Consider the following 23,477-nt stretch of genomic DNA (forward strand, 5'->3'; position numbering starts at 1 on the left):
GGGCTATAGCCAAGCGGTAAGGCAACGGACTTTGACTCCGTCATGCGTAGGTTCGAATCCTGCTAGCCCAGCCATTTTGCGGAAGTAGTTCAGTGGTAGAACATCACCTTGCCAAGGTGAGGGTCGCGGGTTCGAGTCCCGTCTTCCGCTCCAGAATATATGGCGGCATAGCCAAGTGGTAAGGCCAAGGTCTGCAAAACCTTTATTCACCGGTTCGAATCCGGTTGCCGCCTCCATAAGTTTAATAGCAACAAAGTCCTAGCCGGGGTGGTGGAATTGGCAGACACACAGGACTTAAAATCCTGCGGTAGGTGACTACCGTGCCGGTTCAAGTCCGGCCCTCGGCACCATTCAATTAATTCCTGCACAGTTTGACTGTGTTTTTTTATTACTATATGCCGGTGTGGCGGAATTGGCAGACGCGCACGACTCAAAATCGTGTTCCTTCTGGAGTGTCGGTTCGACCCCGACCACCGGTACCATTACATAAAGTTAAGTTACGTTTAAAACAGATTAGAAACTCAGAAATGTTGATTTATCAACACTTCTGAGTTTTTTGTTTTTTAGAGAATAAGTTAGAAACAGATAGAACGCGATTTGTTTTTACACGAGATTCTACACATGGCTGATATTTTTTACACAAGTTTTTACACAAACAAATCTGCACCTTTAAATAGGATTAAAAAGTAAAACAAAATAGTAATAAGTGTTTAGCTTAAGGTCTCTTTAGCAATACAATCATAAATTTTATTTAAGAATTAGCAAAGGCAATACAATAAAAGCTTATCAAGTTATTATTACTTGATAAGCTTTGACCACATCTTATTTGCTTCAATCACCTTAATCGTATAAACCTTCATACTCTTCAGTTGTAATCTTCTCGTCTTCCTCTTCTGATTCTTCTAAAAGATGAATATATTTTTTATAAGTTGTCTCAATATCACTATGACCTAGACGTTTACTTACATAATGTAATCTTGCACCTTTGTGTATCAGTACACTACCGTGAGTATGTCTTAGTCCATGCACACCAATAAGCGGAAGGATGTTTAAGTAAAGTAAAACTTCTTTTAATAACTTATTCGCACGCTCATTTGTGATCACTTTGTACTTAGATTTTGAATTATAGAAGACCAAACGATTTTTATTGTCCGGTAGTGTTTCAAATAAATCTTTAAACACACTCATTGTTTTTATGTTGACACTAATTATTCTGTCACAGTATGTTCCATTAGACCTCTTTTTTGTACGTCCAAATCCCAATTTTTTTTTATTGCTATATCCCCACGTTTTATCAACATTGATTTTGTTGTTATCAAAGTCAAAGTCTTCAAAAGTGAGACCAACAAGTTCTGCAAAACGTAAACCTGTTTCTAAACCTAATAACAATAAATAATACACTATATCTTCATGAAGCCTCTTGAGTAATTCTTTATACACTAATTTGCTGTCGTTATAGTTTAAGTGTTTTTCACTTTCATCCTTAGCAAGTACCGTGTAATATATATTGGCTTTTTGAGTGAAATTACGAGGAATAATTTGTTCCTCCACTGCTTCCTGAACACACTCGCGTATATGGCCATGAAGCTTTTCGACGGTTTCTTTAGCCTTGTTTTCACCAAATTCATTCAAAAATGCTTGGTAAGATTTTTTATTAATCTCTTGCAATGGTTTACTACCAAAATGTTCTTTAATTCGTTCATATGTGTATTTATAATGGCTTAGTGTTACATCTGATAAACCTTTTTTGTATAACTGTACCCAGTTATCAAAATATTCATCAATTGGAGCATCCTTTAAATGAGGTACTATCCCCCTATATAATCTTGCCTCAAGTTCTGTAGCAGCGGCTTTTGCCTCTGTTCTGTTTTTAAATCCACTTTTTCTAAATACAGTTGTTTCACCATTTACTGTGTGACTTACTGTGTATTGAAACGATTTTTTTCCTCTTTGTTGAATACTAGCCATTTTTTCATCTCCTCTTCTAACCCATTGTGAGAACTTTACAGAAATTCTACGTAATAGGTTGCTAATACAAATTTGAATAAGTTTCCTGGTAGCTATTAGAAACTACTTCTAGGCATCTCTGAGTGTGCTTAATGCACTTTTTCTAGGTAATAGTTATTCAACTTTTAAATTGCAAACTCAAAGTCTTGTAACATAAAATCAACTAAACTCACTATGTTGAATACCAGTAGATAAGCCTAATAGAAGTAAATATTGGTCTGACTCATTATTGATTCTTTTCTTAATCTCACTTACTACTAATTCACTATTGGCAAGTTCAATAGTTTCTCGTTAGTTGTTCTATTTTTAAAGCAATGAATTTTTCCTTTTTTAAAAGTTGCTTTCAATTTTAGAAGCTGCTAATTGTGCTTCTGCTTTCGTCTTAAACCTAGTCTTTGTGTTTTACTTTGTTTTGCCGTTTACTGTGTGGCTAACTGCATATCCCCACGTTTGTTCTCGTTTTCGGAAACTCGCCATTTTTTATCACCTCTATGGTTTATTTCTATAAAATCTTACCCTTTAAAAGAATAAAGGTGAAATTTTCAACAGCATTTTTTTGGTAGTTAGGAAGTTTCTCTAACACTCATTTAGAGAATATTTGTTGAAAATGTTCATCTAAAAATTTTGCCATCTTTGAGGCTTGGAATGACCACTTTTGCCCTTTCGATTCTGGGTAACGTACAAATCCCCCCTTTTTTACATCAAGAACTTTTCTGAATTTAGAAGGATAAAGAATATTTTCTTTGATCCACTCATGTTTGAGATTTATTCTCCTTTCAAGGTCTTCCATTGTCCACCAGGTACCCGTTAGTTGTTGCTGCTTCAACTCCTGTAGTTCTACTTTTGAGATAAGTACAGAGTCTGAAGGAACTGGGATAGTTAAATTTACTGATAGCTGTTGCATTGTTACTTCCTCCTTAAAAGTTTATAAATCTTTGGGAAAATAAAAAGCACCCCAGAACATCCATAAGAATAAGAATCTTAATGGAAAAGTCTGGCGGTGCTTCCGCTCTCGAAATATTCTATTTGTTTAAGATTTTATTTTCTGTGCAATTGTTATCACAGAGTTTATAGCGTTGAGTATTTTCCTTTTAGATTATTACACTAGTAGATCTAATGAATTAAGGTCTCTAAACTAAGTGTTAATGCTAGATTAGCACGGATTTATTGTAATGGATATTATAAGCGAAAAACTTTTTTTAAAACTTTTTATTCATCCCAAGTAGTTTTTGCGTAAAAACTGATTTATAAAGTGAATTGTCTAAATACAGATTAGCATGAACAAAAAAGGATGGATATTGTAAGTGATAAAAATTTTAAAATTTTCTTATTAATTCGAAGTAGCTATTATATAAAAATTTAGAAACTACTAAAACTAGAATATCATGAACTAAATATGATGGATATTGTAAGTACAAAATTTGATTTGTTTTTTCTCACCCAAGTAGTTTTTTCATGTAATGCTATAGAAGAGTTCATTAAACAATGATAATACATTAGTTATCAAATACAACAGGGCTAGATTGTAATTAACCATTACAATACGTAGTAGAAAAGAAGTAAAGTAACTGAAAGGATATGAACTAATGAAGAACAATAAAGAAAGTTGTCCGCTTTGTAATGCTGATTTGCAAGGAGACTCTATACTGAAAGAAAATCAAGGTTCTTACAAGGCTACACACTTTACTCGAAAAATTGGAATTTCAGATATTGAGAGAGACCGAATTGTGAAATGGAAATGCCCTGATTGTAAAGGAGAGTGGGCTATCCAATAAAAAAGAAATTAATGTTAAACTAAAGGAGCCGGATAATAAAAAGGAGATGAACGTAGTGGTTATGCTTTAAATTCACAATTATTTGGAAAAACACACTGCTAAATCAAGAAAAGAATTAGGAATATCTACGTAGATTATATGGTTATGGAGTTTTCTATGAGGCTTAGAGAAAAGGAGAGATTTTAAAATGGATCCAAAGAAAACCGTTTATTGGTGGACAGGTAAAGAAGAGTATGAATTTAACGACGATCATAAAGGTGATTGTGAAGCCTGTGGTGATGAAGCAACTTTAAACGAGGATAATGTTTGTAAACGTTGTTATATTATTTCTATGAACGAAGATGAAGATTTTTAATAAGAATACTAGATAAGGATAACCTTCCATAATTGTAGGTTTTTTTAAAAATAAGCGTACAATCATTAATATATTGGTTGCTTATTCACTTTATAAGCGAAAAAAGAAATGATATTTCTTGTAAAATTAAAAGCAAACTATCTTATGTATAACGGGGAACGTAGTTGAAAAGAGCTATCATTTACAGCTAATCTTTTGCTACACAGTACAACGACTGGTAATTAAATAATCATTTGAAGAGATCATTCTTATTTGGGTGGTCTTTTTCGTATTAGACTAAATACTGCGCAATAAATATCTGTATTTTTTAAGTGACTTTGTGAAAAGAATGTACTTACGCTAACAAAGCGGTAATGTGGAATAAGATGATAAATGCGATATAGCTTTAACCAACAATTAACAAAAACAGATAACCACAAAAGCTGGTTATCTGTTTTTGATTGATTCCAGTAACTTTGTCACTCTAAAATGATGAAAAATTGTCAACCCAATAATAACGACACTGAAAACCGAGGACATAATTGTGCTGTACATTAATCCTTTTACAACATTTTGATTAAACAACCGTATCATTCCTGTCTCTGAGGGATATAGTTCAACGATTATTATTTATTTAATCCATTGAAACTATGCGCATTCAAACGACACTTAAGCTTATTTCTAATAAGAAAGGCAAAAAAACCACAGATCTATTTGCTGTACAGTACAAGGATACTATTTAATAGAAAAGGATGCCCACTTTCGGTCAGTTGATCAGGAGCGGGCTTTTCATTATTACTTTATTTTAAAGGAGAGAGTGCGGTAAGCTTACCGCTTGCTTTAATATTATTAAAGTAAAAAGGTTACAGGCAAAATTTTAAGAAGGGCTGTTTTATGTGAATTATTAATAATTTGGTGGTTATAAGGTTCACTTCTGATTATCTTATTGAATTAGTAAGCAGGGAGGACAACATTTTCTCGTCACATTACATTACCGCTGTCGCTGATATATTAAGCCTGTCTGTGTAACCGTAGTTGAAATTTTATGAGAAAATGTAACCTACACAAAGATCAAAGAAAGCTATAAGAGATGCCATAGAAACTACTCATAATTTGGTTTATTGTATCGTTTGTACGGAGATAAGATAGTAAAAAGGAACGGGATTGTATTGGGGTAATAGGGAACTTTCAAGAAAATTTTTAGGGGCAATAAATATATTCGAAATAATTAAAAGGAACCATGAAACTATATACAAAAACGAAGAGGGCAGGTAGTGCTTGTTAATTATACTGGTAGTTATTGAAGTGCCGCTTGGATTCCTTGTGACCCCTGATGAAAAATTAGAATAAATCCCATGGATATAAACTTTGAGTAACAAGTATAAAAGCTATCTGAATATGTCGAGAACTAGGAGTATTTGAGGTGAAATATTAATGAGGTACTCAAAGTAAAATTTAAGTTTATTGAGATTCCATTCATCTGTGGAAGTTTATCCATGGAGACCATCACATCCGTACAACGTATCAATTTAATTTCTTCTCTTTCGAGTACCCAATATTGACTTGAAGGTAAAAATCTTTCCTCAATTTGTTCGGTTTCTTTGTTAAACTCTTTTTCAATAAATGCATTACCGGAATCATCTACGTCATGTACATCATATATTTCCCCTGAATAAATTACCTGAACATAATCACCTATTACAGCATTACGACAAGGATTATGATAGAACTTCAATGCCATTATATACACCTCCCTAATAGTTGGTTGTTATATGTATATATCGACCATTTTAATAAAGTGTTTAATAAAAAATGAAAAAGATTTCCACTTAATTCGTATCAAGCTGCTTACTCTCTTGGGTGCGATGCTTAAAGTGAGTTTTTTATAACTTGTATAGTTTAAAAAACTAGTGAAGAATTGGGGATTTATAGTAAGGTATTTTAATAAAAAAATTGTCCCTTATAATAGCCTCCACGAAAACGGTGATGTAACCTGTGAAATGTAGATAAAAAAAGGTTAATTAAATTACAAAACATCGATAGAAATTTAATGGAAAATTTATTATCCCTTGTAATAGCCTTCACGTGGAACGGTGATGTAACCTATAATTTGTAGATACAAAAGGTTAAATAAGTCACAAAATATCGATAGAAATTTATTGAAAATTTTTTTATCGCTTGTAGTAGCCTTCACGCAAACGGTGATGTAACCTATGAATTGTAGATAAAAAGATTAAATAAGTTAAACCATACCGATACGAAATTATTAAAAAACTTTTTATCGCTTGTAATAGCCTTATAGTAACTAGTTTATATAAGCTATTTATTGAAGAGGTAAGAAGCTGAGTGAAGTTTAAGCTTTTTTCTACTAATGTACTTGATAACATTTTTACTTCAACAAAATTAATTGTTGCCGCCAGAAGAACTGGGGCAGATGCCTGTAAACAGGCTCTGTTCGAGTTCTTTTTTTTTGACTTTGCGGAGACAGCAATTCCTTAGTGATTGTTAAGTACAAAGATTAGACAAATAAAAACAACTAATTGGAGGGAGTAGCTTTGTTGGTTAAGTAATTCAATTCTCATCGTGCCCTAACAAGATCAGTTCTAATATTTTTTTGAAAGATAGAGGAGGAACCCTTATGAAATATTTAGATAAAACAACCTTTGAGCTAGAGGTCGAAGTAAATAAAGGTTACAATTTTAATTATTCGTTTAGTAAGATACCTGCCGAATTAAAAATGTTAAGGCAGTGGGTACTGTGGAAACTTGAAGAAAGAAATGGAAAGTTAACCAAAGTTCCGTATATGATTACTGGAAGTAAAGCAAAGCCTAACGATCCAAATACATGGTCTACATTTGAAGAGACTTTAGGAGTTTATCAAAAAGGTGACTATACTGGATTAGGTTTTATGTTTTCGGTATCAGATCCTTATTGTGGTATTGATATTGATAAATGTTATTCTAATGAAGAGTTCTCGCAGTTGTCAGTAGACCTTAGAAATCTTTTTCGTTCATATACAGAATTCTCCCCATCGAAAACAGGGATGCACATAATTGTTAAAGGGAAATTAAATATAGAGGGTACAGGTAAGAAAAACCCTAAGTTAGGATTAGAGATTTACGATAAAGGTCGATTTTTCACTTTTACCGGTTGGTGTTTTGGTGAAGAAGAGAATATAGTAAGTTGTCAAGGCGAAATTGGTGAGTTTATGGAGAGATATATTCTCAAAAAATCAGTGAGCCTACAGCAGCCTGATAACTTTCCAAAAGAAGCTAAGAGTAACGGAGTTGATCAAGAAATATGGGAAAATATGTTTTCAAGTACATCCGGAGATAAAATAAACCGGTTGTACAATGGACAAATTTCTGATTATAAATATGATCATTCTTCAGCTGATCTGGCACTTTGTAGTTATTTATCAATGTATACAAACAACGATAAACAACGAATGGATAGAATGTTCCGTCAGACGTTGCTTTATCGTCCAAAATGGGATGAATTTCGTGGAAATCAAACTTATGGAGAGTTGACGATTAACAAAGCAGTAGGGGAAAGTTCGTTTCAACAAGTTCCACAACAAAATGCGAAAAAGGAGAAAATGTCACAGGCTGAAAAGTTAGTTGAAATTGCTCAACAAGCAGAATATTTTGTTACTCCAGAGGGTAATACATATGCTAAATTTAGTGTGAATAACCACTTTGAGAACTGTGATGTAGAGAGTAAACGCTTCAATCAATGGCTTAGATTAAAATACTCAGAAGAGACAAAAAGGATTCCAAGTAAACAGGCAATACAAGATGCTATTAATCAACTAGTAGCTGTTGCTTCCTTTGGCTTTAGCTCTAAAAAACCTGTTCATGTTAGAATCGCTGGAGATTTTAATAAAATCTATGTTGATCTAGCTAATGACCTATGGCAAGCTGTTGAAATTACAGCAGATGGTTGGAGAATTATCGATAACCCTCCAGTAAATTTCAAACGAGTCCAAGGCTTACAGAAACCACTTCCTTATCCTGTTAGCGGTGGTGATGTTAAAGAAATTAAAGATTTTGTAAATGTAACAGATGACGAATGGCCTTTATTTATTTCCTATGTAGTGAGTTGCTTTCATCCGGAAGGACCTTATCCACTCCTTGTTTTCCAAGGAGGACAAGGAAGTGCAAAAAGTACACATTCCCGAATAGTTAAAAGTCTAATAGATCCATCGGAAGCAATGCTTAGATCATTACCTAAAGATGAAAAAGGTATAGCTCTAGCGGCAAATAATAATTGGTGCCCAGCTTTTGATAATCTATCTGGTCTTTCTTCTAGTTTGTCAGATGCACTTTGCCGTTTGTCAACGGGGGGATCACTTGCGGATAAGAAACTATATACTGACGATATAGAACAAATTTTTACTATGAAGAGACCAGTAATTTTAAATGGTATTGATGATATAGCTGAACGAGGAGACTTAGCTGATCGTGCAGTTGTTATTAATTTGCCGCGTATATTGAAAGAAGACCGTAGAGCTGAATCGGAACTGTGGAATAATTTTGCTGACGCTCAGCCTAGAATTTTGGGTGCTCTATTTGATTGTATAAGTTCTGCATTACGAAATTTACCCCATGTTCAATTAAAAGAAAATCCTCGTATGATTGATTTCGCTAGGTGGGCAACTGCAGCGGAAGAATCTTGTGGACTACAGCCTGGTGAATTTATGAAATCTTACAGTCAGAACCAAGAAAAGAATGCTTATACAAGTATTGAAAATGATGAGATTGCTTTAGGTATATATAAGTTGATGAAGAGTAACCAGCATAAAGAATGGGTTGGGAACTCGGAAAAGTTGCTTACGATATTAGCAAGCCGTAATCCTGGTGTTAGAAGATGGCCTCATAGTACTAGGCTAAAAAGTAGGATTGTACGTGTAACTCCTTTGCTAAAAGTTTTTGGAATAGAAATCGAGCGATGTAGAAACAGGATGTATCGAATAACGATGCTAAGAGGAGAAGGTAATAAATAAAATAATTCTTACCCTATAATAGCTGAATAAAGGTAAGTTCCCTTCTTTTGTTCATTATAGTCCAAATCATTTTGATTTGGACTATTTAAATTGATATAAATAAAATGGGATTAACATTGAGGTCAATACGGTAAAAAAATAATGACTGTAACCACAAAAGCCTTACTCCTGTTGAGCTCCTTCCTAATTAATACGGTCGATACGGTCACATTTTTCTTGTGAAAAGAAGAAAAAAGAAAAAGATATAAAAAGGCAAAGAGTTTATGAATAGGATATCAACCGTATCGAGCGTATCTTACAGAAATAAACTTTTTAAATTCGTGTAATTTAGATATTCCGCGAATTAGCACCAGGAAATATGTATAATGAGCTTTTTTAGATAATAGAACATATATTATTGGCAGTTTTCTTTTGAAAGACGGAGATTATCAAAAGTACAGGTTATAAAAATCGAATTCTCGAAAATGAAATTCAAAGACAGATAAACTTAAAAAGGATGAAGCTTATTCTGCTCCATAAGTATTTATAACGTTATAAACAACCAGCTGTTAGATGAAGCGTAATTGTCTCTTTTATGAAGGGCCCCTACTAACTGGAGGGCAGTTGACATTAATATTCTAGCCTTCTATAAATTATACTTTAAATCCTTCTCACAATGGCTCGATCTGTTTATTTCAATAACTTTTAAGCCTTTTATACTTTTAGAATTGAAAGCTTACTGTAAGTCAATTGAGGACCTTTAAAGTGAAAAGGAATTTTATTTATAAATAAACTGTGAAAATTTTCCCTTTCGCATTAACGAAATAAAACAATAAAAACATTATATATGATGACAAAGAAAATTTAGAAACTGATGCCAAGAGCAGGGTCTGAGTATTTGTTCGAGACTAGATATTTTTTAAATAAAAATATGGATAATCGGCCGATAATTATTATCCATCGATTATCTATCTTTTTATCCACTTTTAAGTAGTTGTAAATCGTGATATATCATATGTTTTGGACGTTTTTTTGTGTGTTGGAAATAAATTTAAAAAAATGTTGCTAATTAGTACCGTATAACAAAAAATTTGTATCTAATATTTATATAGACTAGAGTAAATTCTTTTAGGAACATTTGCTATTGGCTACAGATATCTGTTTTCTGATTTAGTACTGGAACACCCGCTCCAGATGGAAAGGTTATACGGTAAATAGAACTAACTAAAGAGAAAAGTGGAAAACAAAAAGGTCAGGATTTAATGTTTAGGGTGAAATATATGAAACTTGAAGTTTTAGATGTTATACACCATATAGAAATATAATTTATGTAGTAGTTAAATATAAAAATAGTCTAAGTTGGACTAGTCTAACTTAGACTATTCTAATTCTTTCTATATAGTATCTATCCTATGGTTGGAGGAGAGTTCAAACAGGCGATCAGAGACCAGTCCTATTGTGATAAATGGTATTCCATTACCTATAATCATCAAACGTGTGAAATTAGTAACTGTGGCCATGTAAGACAGTTATTATGACATTAAGTATGTGTAAAATCTAATAAGAAATATGTGTATCTCACTAAAAATGGAAAGAAAATGAAGAAAGATATTAAATAACTCATGAAGATTTTGTCCATGCAAACACCCGCTCCTTCTTCTCGCCAGAGAGTGGACACTTCTTATAGACGACAAAAATGATGCAAGACGAACAAATAAAAATTTACTAGTTACTCTGGAATTGTGCTTGGCTTAGCTTTTACTATTATATGGTCCTTGTTTAATAATAGAATGAATGACTAATTGGTAACCTTGTTCTTTAAAGTAATCAATAAATCTATATTGATTAGGAAAAGCGGTTAATAAAGCTATCTCATCCTTTGGCATGTTTGTTTTAAAAATTACGCAGTCTCCATTCTTGAGAGAATGGTTGTAAAGTTTATTCATTTTTATCACGTCTCTCTAAAACATATTTTTCAATGAGAGATAAGGGAATTATGTCTAGGCTTTTCTTTACCCCGATGTTAAAAATAATTAACTGTAAAACTGCAATCAATTCGTCATCATTATAGAGGAGCTTCCCTTCTCGCGGCATTTCCCATTTTTGAGGGAGAAAAGACTGGGCAGTATCGAAGTCTAAATCTTGAGATTCTAATTTAAGTTCTAAACTATGTTTATTCCTAATATCGTTGTAATCTTGGTAATAAATTTCTTTAATTTCATCTTTTGTATATGGCAAAGATGCAATTATTTCTTGATCTTCTTCTAACTTCTTCTTAAAGTAGCTCTCAAATTCTTTATCTTTGTCCATTCGTGTTACAACTCCTCTGAACTTTAATAGAATTAATAGAGTTAATTGGGTATTACTTTAAATATATTATACTCTTCAATGTTTAAAAATTTATACAGTAAAACCTATATACTCTATAATTAACTAATATGTTGATGGTTTATCCAAGAAGATAATTATAAATAAAAAAGGACAGAAATTTCTTTCCATCCTTTTTCAATGTGAACCTATACAGAATTTTGGTTGAGCTCTTTACTAGGGGAAATGTGTGCTTATCTTAGTCAGTCATTTACATACTTTAAAGAACGATATGTTTTAGGAGGCAATTCTCCTATACCTACGTGTATTACTTGATACTTTTTATTTTTGTTCTCATAATCCTCGACAATCTCATCTAAATCCAAATCCCTATCTATCTTGAGGGTATCGTTTAAAAAATCTCGTGTTTCTTGATTGTAGACAACTAACCAAAAAGTAGCTTCCGTGTTTTTCATTACTTTTCACCTCATTTCTATTAATAGATTAACACCTTGAGTATCATGACTAAAATTATGAATAGCAGTATTTTTGAAAGTAAATCTTTAAAAGAAGTGTAAAGGAGCGGGTTAGTTTTGGAAATGAGGAATGCAGCCTTAGCGGTTATAGAAAATCAAATACTGGCATCTAAAAGGTTTTTGAAGGAAGAGTATGGCATTATGGTATTAGGTATATTTGGTTCATATTCCCGCAATGAACAAACCTCTTGTAGTGATATAGATATTCTTATTAAATCTGACATGGCACTTGGATTTGAATTCCTTTCAATTAAATATTACCTGGAAGATAAATTAGGCTTAAATGTTGATTTAGCCACCGAAGCAATGATTTTGGCCAAGCCAGAATTGCGAGATCAAATATTAAAAGAAATTGTTTACTTGTGGAAGGAAGAGAAGTAGCTAAACTAAGAGTGACAACATTTGTTTAATCGCAAAAGGGACGTTAGGGATATTTACGATGAAGATTAACTTTATAGCTTTGTGTCATAAATTAAAAAGTTTAATTTAATAGTCTAAAATCAACTAGTCTACTTTAGACTATTGTTATAAAAATGATCTTGAGGAGTTTGGTAAGCTAATAGTTGTCAATTTTCCACCTACCCTTCCGAACATAATAAAGTGTATTTTAAATTGATTGGTACTAATGAACGAAGGAGGTATCACCTTATGGAAGAAAGGTGCTTTACCTTATAATCTAAACCTGTATTTCTAGTTCATTAATAGGGAGCGGGTTTAGGGATGCATCTTAGGTAATTGTTAGTATAGGGTGATCAGGGCACTAAATTCATTAGGAGCTAAGTGGTAATTAGTATTAAAGATAGTAATATTTTACAAAATTAGTTAAGCTGATTTTATGGAAATTTGAGATAATGGTAAATTGGTAAAGGGGGCATTGGCTTGAGGGATGTTAGTGGAAAAGATCGTCTTCTAAAGATAAAAGATTTATTGCAAAGAGAAACCGATGAAAGCCATGAGCTAGCAATTGACGAAATTATTGAGAAGTTGAGATTAGAATTCGGGGATAGTTTTAGTGTAGATAAAAAAGCTGTTAAAGATGACATTGAAAGTTTGTCTAGATGTGATTTTGAGGTCATTGAACATCTGGGGAAGTTTGGGAAGAAGTATTATAGTTATCAATCTCGGCTATTTGAACTCTATGAATTAAGGTTATTAATTGATGCTATACTTTCTGCACGATTTATTACTAAAAAGGATTCAGAGGCATTAATCTTAAAAATCAAAAAGTTAACAAGTAAACATTTAGCTAAGAATCTCCCAAGTCAAATATTCTATGATCAATCTGTTAAAGGTAACTACTATCCCATAAAAGTAGATATTGACCGTTTACATATTGCGATAACTGAGAACAAGACAGTGAAATTTAAGTACGGAAAATATAATGTGAATAAAGAATTTGAGTATAGAAGAAATGGGATTTTCTATCAAGTTAAACCATATGCACTTGTTTGGAACAATGATTTTTATTATCTACTTGGTATTTTTGAAGATGAGAAGGAGTTGAGACCTTATCGGGTAGACAGAATGAGGAAGGTTGAGGTCACAAATAAATCGTTTCAAAGAATGCCAGTTAATATTTCTGAACATGTCCATAAAACATTTCATATGTATGCAGGTAAAGAAGAGTGGATAAAAATACGTTTTAAGAATGATTTAATCAATGTAGTATTTGACCGCTTTGGGCTGGATGTAGATATTAAAAAAATAGACGATTCCTATTTTTTATTAAACACAAAAGCAGCTGTGAGTGATGGGTTAGTCGCTTGGATTTTAACATGGGGTAGTGATGCGAAGGTTATTGCACCAATCTCACTAGTTAGATTAGTTACAGAAGAAGTGAAAAAAATGTTTCAACAATATTAAGTAATAAATTTTTAAGGGTGTACGAAATTTCGTGCGCCTATTTTTGTATATTTATTACAGATAGTTAGAGGTTCGATGAATATCAAAAAGTAGAACGTGTTATTGGAGGTAATCAAGTGCCTAGATATGCATATATCCCGTTTAATGATACATATAAGACAAAATTATACAATCTTGAAACTGATGAGTTTAGAGGAAAGAAAGTATTTAAAGTTGACTCTACTACTCTTTCAGATGAAGAACTTTCTTTAATCAAGAATAGTTTTAAAGAAAGTTTCTACTGCTTTTCATGTGATTCTAAAATGAAGTTCAGAAAACTAACGAACAGACATAATCATTTTGCTCATATTAGTAGAAAGGATTGTTTTGAGGCGGAAAGTTTAGCTCATTCGTCTGTAAAAAAAGATTTATATGAACGATTTAGGAAAAGAGGATATGAGGTCTCGGTCGAACGCGTTTTCAGATCAAATCAAAAACAGGTTCGTACAGACGTAGCTGTAATAAAAAAGAGTGATGTCCTAGCAATAGAAGTACAAGCCAGTGCTTCGATCAAGCGATCTACTATTGCAGAGAGAACAAATACTTATTCAGAAAATGGAATACCGACTGCTTGGGTTCTAGTATTGGATTCCTTTTTTGGCGAAGGTAACTTCACTTCTACTAAGGAAGAAATACTTGTGAAAAATGAGGATGGTACATCACGCTATGAGGAAAAGCTACTTCCATACTCAAAAGCAACACCTTTTGTAATAACAGTGGATACTCCAAAGAGCTTTAATTTTTTGTTAGAGATCTATAAGTATATTATCGCGGTCAATCACGAAGGGCACTTTTTTGTGATAAGAAGAACTGATGTCACAGGGAATACTCTTGAAATATTCCGAATGGAACAAGATAAAGTAGTTGATTCGTTACTAAATACAGAAATAAAGACAATCGATTATACTTCCCAGAAAAGGGAAGATAAAAAACCAATTTATGAATTACAACATACGGAAGGGATCCACTCAGATGAAACAGAATACGAAGGAGAGAAAGTCCTAAGAGGATATAACATTGATTTTAATCAGGCTTTTGAGGAAGAACAAGAACAAATAAAGAATGATAAGCCGATAGATATTATACAAGTAATTGAAGAAACGAAAAAAAGAGAAAAGCTATATGCTAAGAAAAAATTGATATTGGATAGCTTAAATCAGGAGTTACTAAATTTAAATGATGAGAATTTAGCTATCTGTTCAATTTATAGCCATTTGGAGGAAAGTTTAAAACGACAATTTAAAGATATAGAAAATAAGTACCGAAAGAAGATCGAAAAAAGTCAGTTAGATAAGGATCAGGAAAAGTTACGTCTACTGGAACAGCAAAGGAAAAACGAAGTAGAGAAGGGAGATAACCTAAAAAAAGGTAAATCAAATAACTATACTGAAAAGAATAATAGAGTAAAAAGCTTATTGTTAAATGAAGTTAAAAAGAAATTTGAAAAGAAATCCTTAAATCAACTAATACCTTATGTATCTAAGTATTCACCTTATATAAGAGAATCCCTATTCAATTACATGATTGAGCAATTGGAGAAATCGGTTAAAGAAATAAGTAATGAAGTGTTTGATATTTACGAAATTCAAGCAGTTGAAATGGGCGTAATATTAAAAAGTGTAATACAGGGGAAAAATGAGACACAGCGAACAGATCATACTTTAAGTACAAAGGATGAAGTGGTATATGATAATTCAAATCATAAATTAAATGAAGAGCAGTTAATTCACGAAAATAAACAAAAGGACAAATTATGCAAAGAGATTGAAGAAATGCAGAATAACACAGGTATTTCGATTGTTAAAAGTATTGAGGAATTAAGGAAAAGAAAATTAAAAGAGATCAGGGAGATTCATAGAAACGTCTCAATGCAATATGAGAGACTAACGCAATTATCTTTATTTTAAAAGGATGATAAATTTAACTGTATAATAAGCTTTACTAAAGTATCTATACTAAGAGATAGAGTATCGGAAAGATTGTTATGTATATAATTTCGAATATTTTTAAAAATCTAGGCATTCTAGGACTATTTTTCTGAGGTGATATAGATGAAAGGGCTTAATAAAAATCAAAAAAAAGCAGTTGAAATAACAGAAGGTCCGTTATTGATCATTGCAGGACCAGGTTCAGGAAAGACATATACACTTGTTGAGCGGATTTATTATTTAATCACTGAAAAAAATGTTGCAGCTGAAAATATCCTAGTAGCTACCTTCACAGAAAAAGCCGCACAAGAACTAATGACTCGTGTTTCAAACCGACTGCATGAGGCAAATATTTCATTTAATTTAAATGAGATGTATTTAGGTACCATCCATTCTATTTGTTTAAGGATCTTAGAAGAAAACCGCGAGTTTACACGTTTAAAAAAGAATTTTATGTTAATGGATCAGTTTGATCAACAATATTTTCTTTATCAGAAAATATATGATTACGTTAATCTCCCTAATGCTAGTTTGTTATTTAATGAAAGAGAATCAAGGTGGAAGAAAGCGGAGACATTGCTGAAATGGGTTAATAAAGTAAGTGAGGAAATGTTGGATATAAAACGCTTAAAAAGTTCATATGAACCTCAAGTGCAGGCTTTAGGTTATTGTTATGAACTATATCAACAACATTTAGAAGAAGAAAATGCCCTTGATTTTTCTACTATTCAATTAGAAACATACAGATTGTTGAAAGATTGTCCCGATATAACTGAGCAACTAAATGAGAACTTACATTATCTAATGATTGATGAGTTTCAGGATACCAACACAATTCAAGAGGAAATACTTTTGTTATTAGCTGGAGAAAGACAAAATATTTGCGTAGTTGGTGATGATGATCAAGGTCTCTACCGTTTTAGAGGGGCTACTATTAGAAACATTTTAGAATTTCCAAGTAAATTTGAGAAAGGGAAATGTGAACAAGTTGAGCTATCTACCAATTATCGTTCACACCCATTAATTATTCAATTTTATAACGAGTGGATGGAACAAAACCAATGGGAACATGAAGGAAAGTCATTTAGATACGACAAAATAATAAAACCTATGGAAGGAGATCATTCTGATAGTAGCACTGTTATAAAAGTGTCAGGGGATGACGGGCTTGGTAATTGGGAAGAGGAAGTTTACCAATTTCTCAACTCTATGAAAGCAAAAGGGAAATTAACAGACTGGAACCAAGTAGCCTTCCTTTTCCGCTCTGTGAAAAATGACAAAGTTATTGCATTAGCGAATTATCTTGAAGAAAGGAATATACCGGTTTATTCGCCACGCTCAAATATGTTTTTTGACAGAGAAGAAATCAGGATGTTAATAGGGGCAATTTTGTTCTTATTTCCACAATTTTCAGCAGTAAGAAAATGGGATGAAAGTGCTCACCTTCATGAATGGGAAATATATGATACTTATTTGAGAGAGTTCGCCGTTGAGTTACGAAGACCAGAGAACCAATCGTTATTAAAATGGTGTCAAAGTCGGGCTAAAAATCATATGAACCTTCAGTACAACACTGATTATTCATTTTCGGGGTTATTTTATCAGTTACTACAATTTGAATTATTTAGCCGCTACTTAGACCAAGATTCGTATAAGGTTAAGGATAGTCGAGCGGTAAGAAACTTGTCATTGTTTTCTAAGCTCTTAACTAAGTTTGAATATCTTCATCGCATAACAGTATTTACCCCAAAAACAATTAATAAAAATCTAACTACTTTCTTCAACCAGTATTTACGCTTTTTGATCAATGGGGGTATTAATGAATATGAAGATGATGCAGAATATGCTCCTAGTGGTTGCGTATCTTTTTTGACAATACACCAATCCAAAGGATTAGAATTTCCAGTTGTAATTGTTGATTCTTTAAATACTACTCCTCGGAAACAGTATTCTGATTTAGATGAAATTCTTCAGGAAAATTATTATCACAAGGAACCATTTGAGCCATTAGATCTCACGAAATATTATGACTTTTGGAGGTTATATTATACTGCGTTTTCAAGAGCCCAAAATCTATTGGTAATGAGCTGTCAAGAAAACAAAGCAAGTGGACAAGGTTCTAGAAATGTTCCATCGAAGCCATTTGTTAAATCTTATCGTCCATTGAAAAGTTGGAGAGATGTTAAAAGCATCTATGAGTTAGAGTTAGAGAATGTAAAGGACGTTAATATTAAGAAAGAATACTCCTTTACTTCTCATATTAACCTTTTTGAAACTTGTGCACTTCAATATAAGTTTTATAAGGAGTTTGAATTTTCACCAGTACGTCAAGGAGCCACGATTTTCGGGACGATAGTACATCAAACAATTGAGGATATTCATAAAGCAGCAACTCGTGGAGAAGAAGAAAAAATAACAGAAGGTAATGTAGAAGATTGGTTTAATTCAAATTATAATAATTTAGTCAAAAAAGAACGAGTCTACCTTGCCCCTCAAACTCAGAAAGCCGCATTACAACAGGTGAAAAATTACGTAGAAAAACAAGGTAATAATTGGTCGCACATTAAAGATGCTGAGGTTGATGTTTCTTTAGTTAAAGATGATTACATTCTAAAAGGGACCATTGACTTGATTAAGGGCGAAAATAACACTGTTGAGATTATCGACTTTAAGTCAGAGAAAAAACCTGACTTGGTTAAGGAAGAAGAAATGTTGTACCATTATAAAAGACAGCTTGAGGTATATGCTCATTTAGTAGAAGAAAGAACGGAGCAAAAAGTGAGCAAAATGCACCTGTATTATACAGGAGAGGAAAATAGTAATCCATATGTAACTTTTCCAAAGGATACAAAGGCAATCGATAAAACTATCTCGACGTTTGATGGGATTGTTAAGAGGATAGAGGGTAAAGATTTCACAATAAAAAAACGCCCAACAAAGCACTGTAGGAACTGTGATATGCGATTTTATTGTGATCGAAAATTATAGAGGAGTGACAGGGAAATTGAGTAAAGATGAACAAGAATTGAATGTAGAACAGTATGAGTTTGAACCAATCAAAGGTTACCCAATGTTGAATTGGAAGGGGAAAAGACCCTTCCGTTCAACGCAATACTACCCAGCACAACTGAAAGAAACACATGGGGAAATGGTTGATGGATGGCTTAATAAAATTTTTTGGGGTGACAACTTGCAAGTAATGAGTCATTTGTTAAAGGAGTATAGGGGGAAAATAAAGCTAATTTATATAGATCCACCTTTTGATTCGAAAGCGGAGTATAAAAAGACAATAAAAACAAAGGGCAAATCAGTTAAGAATGATCAAAATAGTTTTGAAGAAAAACAATATAATGATTTATGGAATAATGATCAGTATTTACAGTTTATGTATGAAAGAATTCTATTGATGCGAGAGTTGTTAACAGATGATGGTACATTGTACCTTCATTGTGACTCACATAGAATGCACTACCTTAGATGTATTTTGGATGAGATTTTTGGATATGAAAATTGTGTAAATGTTATTACTTGGCAAAGGTCGTTGGCACACGGTGATACTGGCCAAGGAGCAAAGCACTTTGGACGAGTTTGTGATTATATATTCATTTATTCTAAAACCGAAAATCATGTATTCAACCCTCAATATAAAGCATATTCTGATGAAGTAATAGAAAGAGATTACAAGTATTTTGATGAAAATAATGAAAGGTATAGGCTAGTGCCGGTAGATGGTCCTGGTGGAGCTGCAAAAGGGAATCCTTTTTATGAATTTTTAGGTGTTGCTGGTTATTGGAGGTATTCAAAAAAGAAGATGCAAGAGTTGTATGAGGCAGGAGAAATAGTACTTTCGTCTACTGGGAAGACTTTGAGTAGAAAGAAATACTTAAAAGATGCTAAGGGGATTTCTGTAACAGACTTATGGAACGATATAAATAGAGTAAGCCCAACGTCGAATGAAAGAATTAATTATCCTACTCAAAAGCCAGAGAAGTTATTAGAACGTATAATAAAAACTTCTTCAAATGTAGGCGATATTATTTTAGATTGTTTTATGGGGTCCGGGACAACTCAAGCAGTTGCATTAAAAAACGGACGTAAATTTCTTGGAACAGATATAAATTTAGGTGCTGTTCAAACTACTACAAAAAGGTTAATAAAAATTTCGAATGAAAATAAAAATAAATTTCCAGGTCTTGAAGTATATAATGTTAACAATTATGAGATTTTTCGCAACCCTATTCAAGCAAAAGAATTACTTATTGAAGCACTAGAAATACAACCAATTCATAACAATGCTTTTTATGATGGTGAAAAAGATGGAAGAATGGTTAAAATAATGTCGGTTAATCGCATTGCAACTAAAGCCGACCTTAATGAGTTAATCACCAATTTTGATTACAAATTATTTGAGAAACGACAAAAGGAATATCCAAACCAACCAGTAGAAAAATTATTATTGGTATGTATGGGACATGAGCCAGAGTTAGCAGCTGCTCTAGAACAGGAAGTTGGTTATAAGCTTGATGTTGAGGTAGTAGATATTCTAAGAGATAAGTCAAATCTTGAGTTCAAACGTGATTCAGAAGCTGAAGTTGTTGTTGAGGGTGGAAAGATAACGGTTAAGAATTTCTATCCGATGAATCTGCTACAAAAATTAAGTATTATGAAAGAAAACGTAGAAGATTGGACAGAACTTGTTGAGTCAGTGATGATTGATTGGAATTATGATGGTGCAGTTTTAGAACCTACGGTGGTTGATATTCCAGCTAAAAATGAACAAGTAGCGGGTACATATGAAATTCCAGAAGATGCTGGAACGATTAGAATTAAAATCACTGACCTTCTTTCAGAGTCATTTGAGGTGAATATTAATAATGGCTAAAACAAAAGACTTTGCATTAGATTTTGCATTTTTTAATTACTTAAGAGATTTTTATGAAGAGAATAGAGGGCGGATAAGAAACCACTATAGAAATTTATCAAAGAAGATTTTAGACTTTAATGATTCAACTAATCCGCATTCCTACCTCCGTACTCCACAGTTTGAGGCATTAGAAATGTATATTTTTTTAAAGGAATATATAGATAACAAGCATGTTCATCAAGTCTTTGAGGATTGGTACTATAAGAGGAATGGTTTTGAAAAGCGAAGTGATTTAGGTTTTACAGAAGGGGAACAAGGAACTCTTTTTGGTATTGATGCAGATCAATATAAATCTGTTTTTTCTCGAATGAAAAAATTTGCTCAAGAATACCCAAATTATATATTCGCTTTAACGATGGGAACAGGAAAAACGATCTTGATGGCTACATGTATATTTTATGAATTTTTGTTAGCAAATAAGTTTCCGAAAGATAAAAAGTATTGTCATAATGCTTTAGTTTTCGCTCCTGATAAAACAGTTTTACAATCACTAAAAGAAATTCAGACTTTTGATCGGTCGAAAGTTGTACCACCAGAGTACTTAAATTGGTTAAATACTCATTTGAAAATTCATTTCCTAGAAGACTCTGGAACTACACTAAATACAATTGACCGATCAAAATATAATATAATCATTTCAAATACACAAAAGATTATTTTGAAGAGGCAACATAAAGAAAAAAGTAAAGTTGATCAACTTTTTAGCGTGCCTGCTTTTGAAACTGGATCAGCTTATGATGACATATCAGACTTGTATGGTTTTGATCAACCAGAAGATGAGGGTGAATTGCTTGACAATCAACGTTTTTCTAAATTAACTCGGCTTGAGCAATTGGGCATTTATGTTGACGAAGCTCACCACTCATTTGGAAATGCCTTGGCAAAAGACATGGGTTTAAAGGCTGCTAAAACTAGTTTGAGACTAACAATTAATGAATTAGCCAAGGCCTTAGAGAAAGCGGGTACATCAGTAGTAGCATGCTATAATTACACTGGTACACCTTATGCGGGTAAAGAAATCTTTCCAGAAGTTGTGTATGCGTACGGATTAAAGGATGCTATCGATAAGAAATATTTAAAGGAAGTCACCGTAAATGGGTACTCTAATCCTAAATCAAAAGAATTTATTCATTTAGCTGTTAGAAGCTTTTGGGATAAATATAATGGAGAACGTTATGAAGGTTTGTTGCCAAAGCTTGCTATTTTTGCAAGTACGATTGATGAACTTCAAAATGAGCTAAAACCAGTTCTCGAAGAAGTATTAAACGAACTAAATATACCATTAGATAAAATACTGGTGAACGTTGGCGATGATAAATTAACAACCAATGACGATATAAGAGAGTTTAACCGCTTAGATTCCCCTTCATCAGAAAAGCAATTTATTCTACTCGTTAACAAAGGACGAGAAGGGTGGAATTGTAGATCATTATTTGGTGTTGCCTTATTTAGAAAGCCAAAATCTAAGATTTTTGTATTGCAAGCTACAATGAGGTGTTTAAGAGCTATTGGGCCAGTTCAAGAAATGGCAAATGTTTATCTCTCCGAAGATAATATGAAAATACTTGAGGATGAACTTGAACAGAATTTCCGAATGAGTATAAACGATTTGTCGAAAAAGGACAACACTAATAAACGGCACGAAATACGATTAGTTCCGCCACCAGTAAAGATAAAAGTAAATAGAAAGAAAAAGCTCCATGAACTCAAGGAAAAAGAGGTAACACATTCGGTTGATTTTGAATTTGAAAAGGTGGAACTAGGTAAATATAAATTAGTTCATACTGAGCAAAAAGGGTTAATTGCAGGTAAAATCTATAGAAATGTAAGTGAAGATCTAACAGAGTATCGAGTCAAAAGAGAGTTTAGTCAACTTACACTTGTTGCTGAAATATCAAGATATTTAAATCGCTCTTGTATAGAGTTAGACAAAATTCTAGATAAGTCCAAGCAGGGTTACTCTGTTATACTTGAATATGTAAATAATTACAACGAACTTCTTTACGACTGGATCATTCCTAAGTTATTTAATGAAATATATACACTAGAAAGCTATGAGAAGAAAGAAACAAGAGAAATTGAGCTGGTTAAGGAACCTGAGGAAGGTTACTACCAGGTTACGGCTAATCCGAAGTTAGTTGTTGAAATAAGTGATACCCGTTTTAAAGACTTTATTAACAAAAGCTTTCATTTGGATACGTATTGTTTTGATTCCAATCCAGAAAAGCTTTTCTTTGAAGAAATTGTGCGTCAAGATGATATTAAGAAAGTATATTTTACTGGTATGCTTACGCACGGACAATCCGACTTTTATATTCAATACATTGATCCAGAATCAAATACCGTTAGAAGTTATTACCCAGACTTTTTAGTTGAAAAGAATGATGGAAAAATGTTAATTGTTGAAGTGAAAGGTGATAATAAAATCGATGATCCGATTGTTCAAGCAAAAGAAAAAGCAGCTAGAGAAATTGCTTCTGCGAGTGAAATGGTATACCGAATCATTGCAGGTAGTGAGGTTAATAAAGGTTTTTCAAAATCAATTATAAATAATTAAAATCAAAGGCACTACTCAATAGTGCCTTTGATTTTTTTATTAATTACTTAGGTTGTTTTGCAAGTTGAAATACATTAGTGAGCATAAGGTTTTCATATAGAAGATTATAATAGTAATCACTTTAAACAATAGATTCAGCTAGACCTGACTTTAAGTAGAAGGAAATGATAGGTTTTTTGTTGAAGACTTAATAGAGGTCAATCACTTTCAAAAATCATCTTAT

The 23,477-nt window shown here is 32.7% G+C and carries 15 protein-coding genes and 4 tRNA genes; 13 read left to right on the top strand and 6 right to left on the bottom strand.

Annotated features, from left to right (window positions below; translation table 11 throughout):
* Positions 1-78 precede the first annotated feature (78 nt).
* The 4 genes from GKP30_RS17310 to GKP30_RS17325 all read left to right on the top strand — a co-directional run bounded on the left by GKP30_RS17310 (position 79) and on the right by GKP30_RS17325 (position 482).
* Positions 79-153: transfer RNA gene (locus GKP30_RS17310), tRNA-Gly, on the top strand.
* An 8-nt stretch (positions 154-161) separates the two neighbouring features.
* Positions 162-236: transfer RNA gene (locus GKP30_RS17315), tRNA-Cys, on the top strand.
* Between the two features lie 25 nt (positions 237-261).
* Positions 262-350 (top strand) — tRNA-Leu (locus GKP30_RS17320).
* Between the two features lie 47 nt (positions 351-397).
* Positions 398-482, top strand: a tRNA-Leu gene (locus GKP30_RS17325).
* Positions 483-840: 358 nt separating this feature from the next.
* On the opposite strand, the gene GKP30_RS17330 is transcribed toward GKP30_RS17325, so the two are convergent.
* Positions 841-1,968 carry a tyrosine-type recombinase/integrase gene (locus GKP30_RS17330; protein ID WP_216830726.1) on the bottom strand — a complete coding sequence of 376 codons (1,128 nt, stop codon included), beginning with the start codon at positions 1,966-1,968 and terminating at the stop codon, positions 841-843.
* A gap of 622 nt (positions 1,969-2,590) precedes the next feature.
* Complete coding sequence (locus GKP30_RS17335; protein WP_216830727.1) at positions 2,591-2,911, bottom strand: DUF771 domain-containing protein; 321 nt, start codon at positions 2,909-2,911, stop codon at positions 2,591-2,593.
* A gap of 682 nt (positions 2,912-3,593) precedes the next feature.
* Between GKP30_RS17335 and GKP30_RS17340 the strand changes: the two genes are divergently transcribed.
* A complete protein-coding gene (locus GKP30_RS17340) occupies positions 3,594-3,782 on the top strand; it encodes a hypothetical protein (RefSeq protein WP_216830728.1) in 189 nt (62 codons plus the stop codon).
* Positions 3,783-3,969: 187 nt separating this feature from the next.
* Entirely contained in the window at positions 3,970-4,137 is a 168-nt protein-coding gene (locus GKP30_RS17345; protein ID WP_216830729.1) for a hypothetical protein, read from the top strand.
* Between the two features lie 1,387 nt (positions 4,138-5,524).
* On the opposite strand, the gene GKP30_RS17350 is transcribed toward GKP30_RS17345, so the two are convergent.
* On the bottom strand, positions 5,525-5,857 hold the full coding sequence (locus tag GKP30_RS17350) for a hypothetical protein (RefSeq protein ID WP_216830730.1): 333 nt from the start codon (positions 5,855-5,857) through the stop codon (positions 5,525-5,527).
* 897 nt (positions 5,858-6,754) lie between these two features.
* Between GKP30_RS17350 and GKP30_RS17355 the strand changes: the two genes are divergently transcribed.
* Complete coding sequence (locus tag GKP30_RS17355; RefSeq protein ID WP_216830731.1) at positions 6,755-9,121, top strand: phage NrS-1 polymerase family protein; 2,367 nt, start codon at positions 6,755-6,757, stop codon at positions 9,119-9,121.
* Between the two features lie 1,730 nt (positions 9,122-10,851).
* Here GKP30_RS17355 and GKP30_RS17360 read toward each other — a convergent pair.
* The 3 genes from GKP30_RS17360 to GKP30_RS17370 all read right to left on the bottom strand — a co-directional run bounded on the left by GKP30_RS17360 (position 10,852) and on the right by GKP30_RS17370 (position 11,883).
* Positions 10,852-11,046 carry a hypothetical protein gene (locus GKP30_RS17360; RefSeq protein ID WP_216830732.1) on the bottom strand — a complete coding sequence of 65 codons (195 nt, stop codon included), beginning with the start codon at positions 11,044-11,046 and terminating at the stop codon, positions 10,852-10,854.
* A complete protein-coding gene (locus GKP30_RS17365; RefSeq protein ID WP_216830733.1) occupies positions 11,039-11,410 on the bottom strand; it encodes a hypothetical protein in 372 nt (123 codons plus the stop codon). The genes GKP30_RS17360 and GKP30_RS17365 overlap by 8 nt, the downstream gene beginning before the upstream one ends.
* A gap of 260 nt (positions 11,411-11,670) precedes the next feature.
* Positions 11,671-11,883, bottom strand: a complete 213-nt coding sequence (locus tag GKP30_RS17370) for a hypothetical protein (protein WP_216830734.1) — start codon at positions 11,881-11,883, stop codon at positions 11,671-11,673.
* A 123-nt stretch (positions 11,884-12,006) separates the two neighbouring features.
* Here GKP30_RS17370 and GKP30_RS17375 point away from each other — a divergent pair, with 123 nt between their 5' ends.
* From GKP30_RS17375 to GKP30_RS17400, 6 genes are all read left to right on the top strand, one after another.
* Positions 12,007-12,324 carry a nucleotidyltransferase family protein gene (locus GKP30_RS17375; protein WP_236035169.1) on the top strand — a complete coding sequence of 106 codons (318 nt, stop codon included), beginning with the start codon at positions 12,007-12,009 and terminating at the stop codon, positions 12,322-12,324.
* 498 nt (positions 12,325-12,822) lie between these two features.
* Positions 12,823-13,806, top strand: coding sequence for a helix-turn-helix transcriptional regulator (locus tag GKP30_RS17380; protein ID WP_216830736.1), 984 nt, complete (start codon positions 12,823-12,825; stop codon positions 13,804-13,806).
* A 116-nt stretch (positions 13,807-13,922) separates the two neighbouring features.
* Positions 13,923-15,752: a competence protein CoiA family protein gene (locus GKP30_RS17385; protein WP_216830737.1), complete on the top strand. Its 1,830-nt coding sequence runs from the start codon at positions 13,923-13,925 to the stop codon at positions 15,750-15,752.
* A gap of 144 nt (positions 15,753-15,896) precedes the next feature.
* Positions 15,897-18,761 carry an ATP-dependent helicase gene (locus GKP30_RS17390; RefSeq protein ID WP_216830738.1) on the top strand — a complete coding sequence of 955 codons (2,865 nt, stop codon included), beginning with the start codon at positions 15,897-15,899 and terminating at the stop codon, positions 18,759-18,761.
* 16 nt (positions 18,762-18,777) lie between these two features.
* Positions 18,778-20,655 carry a site-specific DNA-methyltransferase gene (locus GKP30_RS17395; protein ID WP_236035167.1) on the top strand — a complete coding sequence of 626 codons (1,878 nt, stop codon included), beginning with the start codon at positions 18,778-18,780 and terminating at the stop codon, positions 20,653-20,655.
* Entirely contained in the window at positions 20,648-23,254 is a 2,607-nt protein-coding gene (locus tag GKP30_RS17400; protein WP_216830739.1) for a TnsA endonuclease N-terminal domain-containing protein, read from the top strand. The genes GKP30_RS17395 and GKP30_RS17400 overlap by 8 nt, the downstream gene beginning before the upstream one ends.
* Positions 23,255-23,477: the final 223 nt, after the last annotated feature.

Origin of the sequence: Alkalihalobacterium elongatum, from assembly GCF_019024285.1 — a bacterium.
In the GTDB taxonomy this organism is placed as follows: domain Bacteria; phylum Bacillota; class Bacilli; order Bacillales; family Bacillaceae_F; genus Alkalihalobacterium; species Alkalihalobacterium elongatum.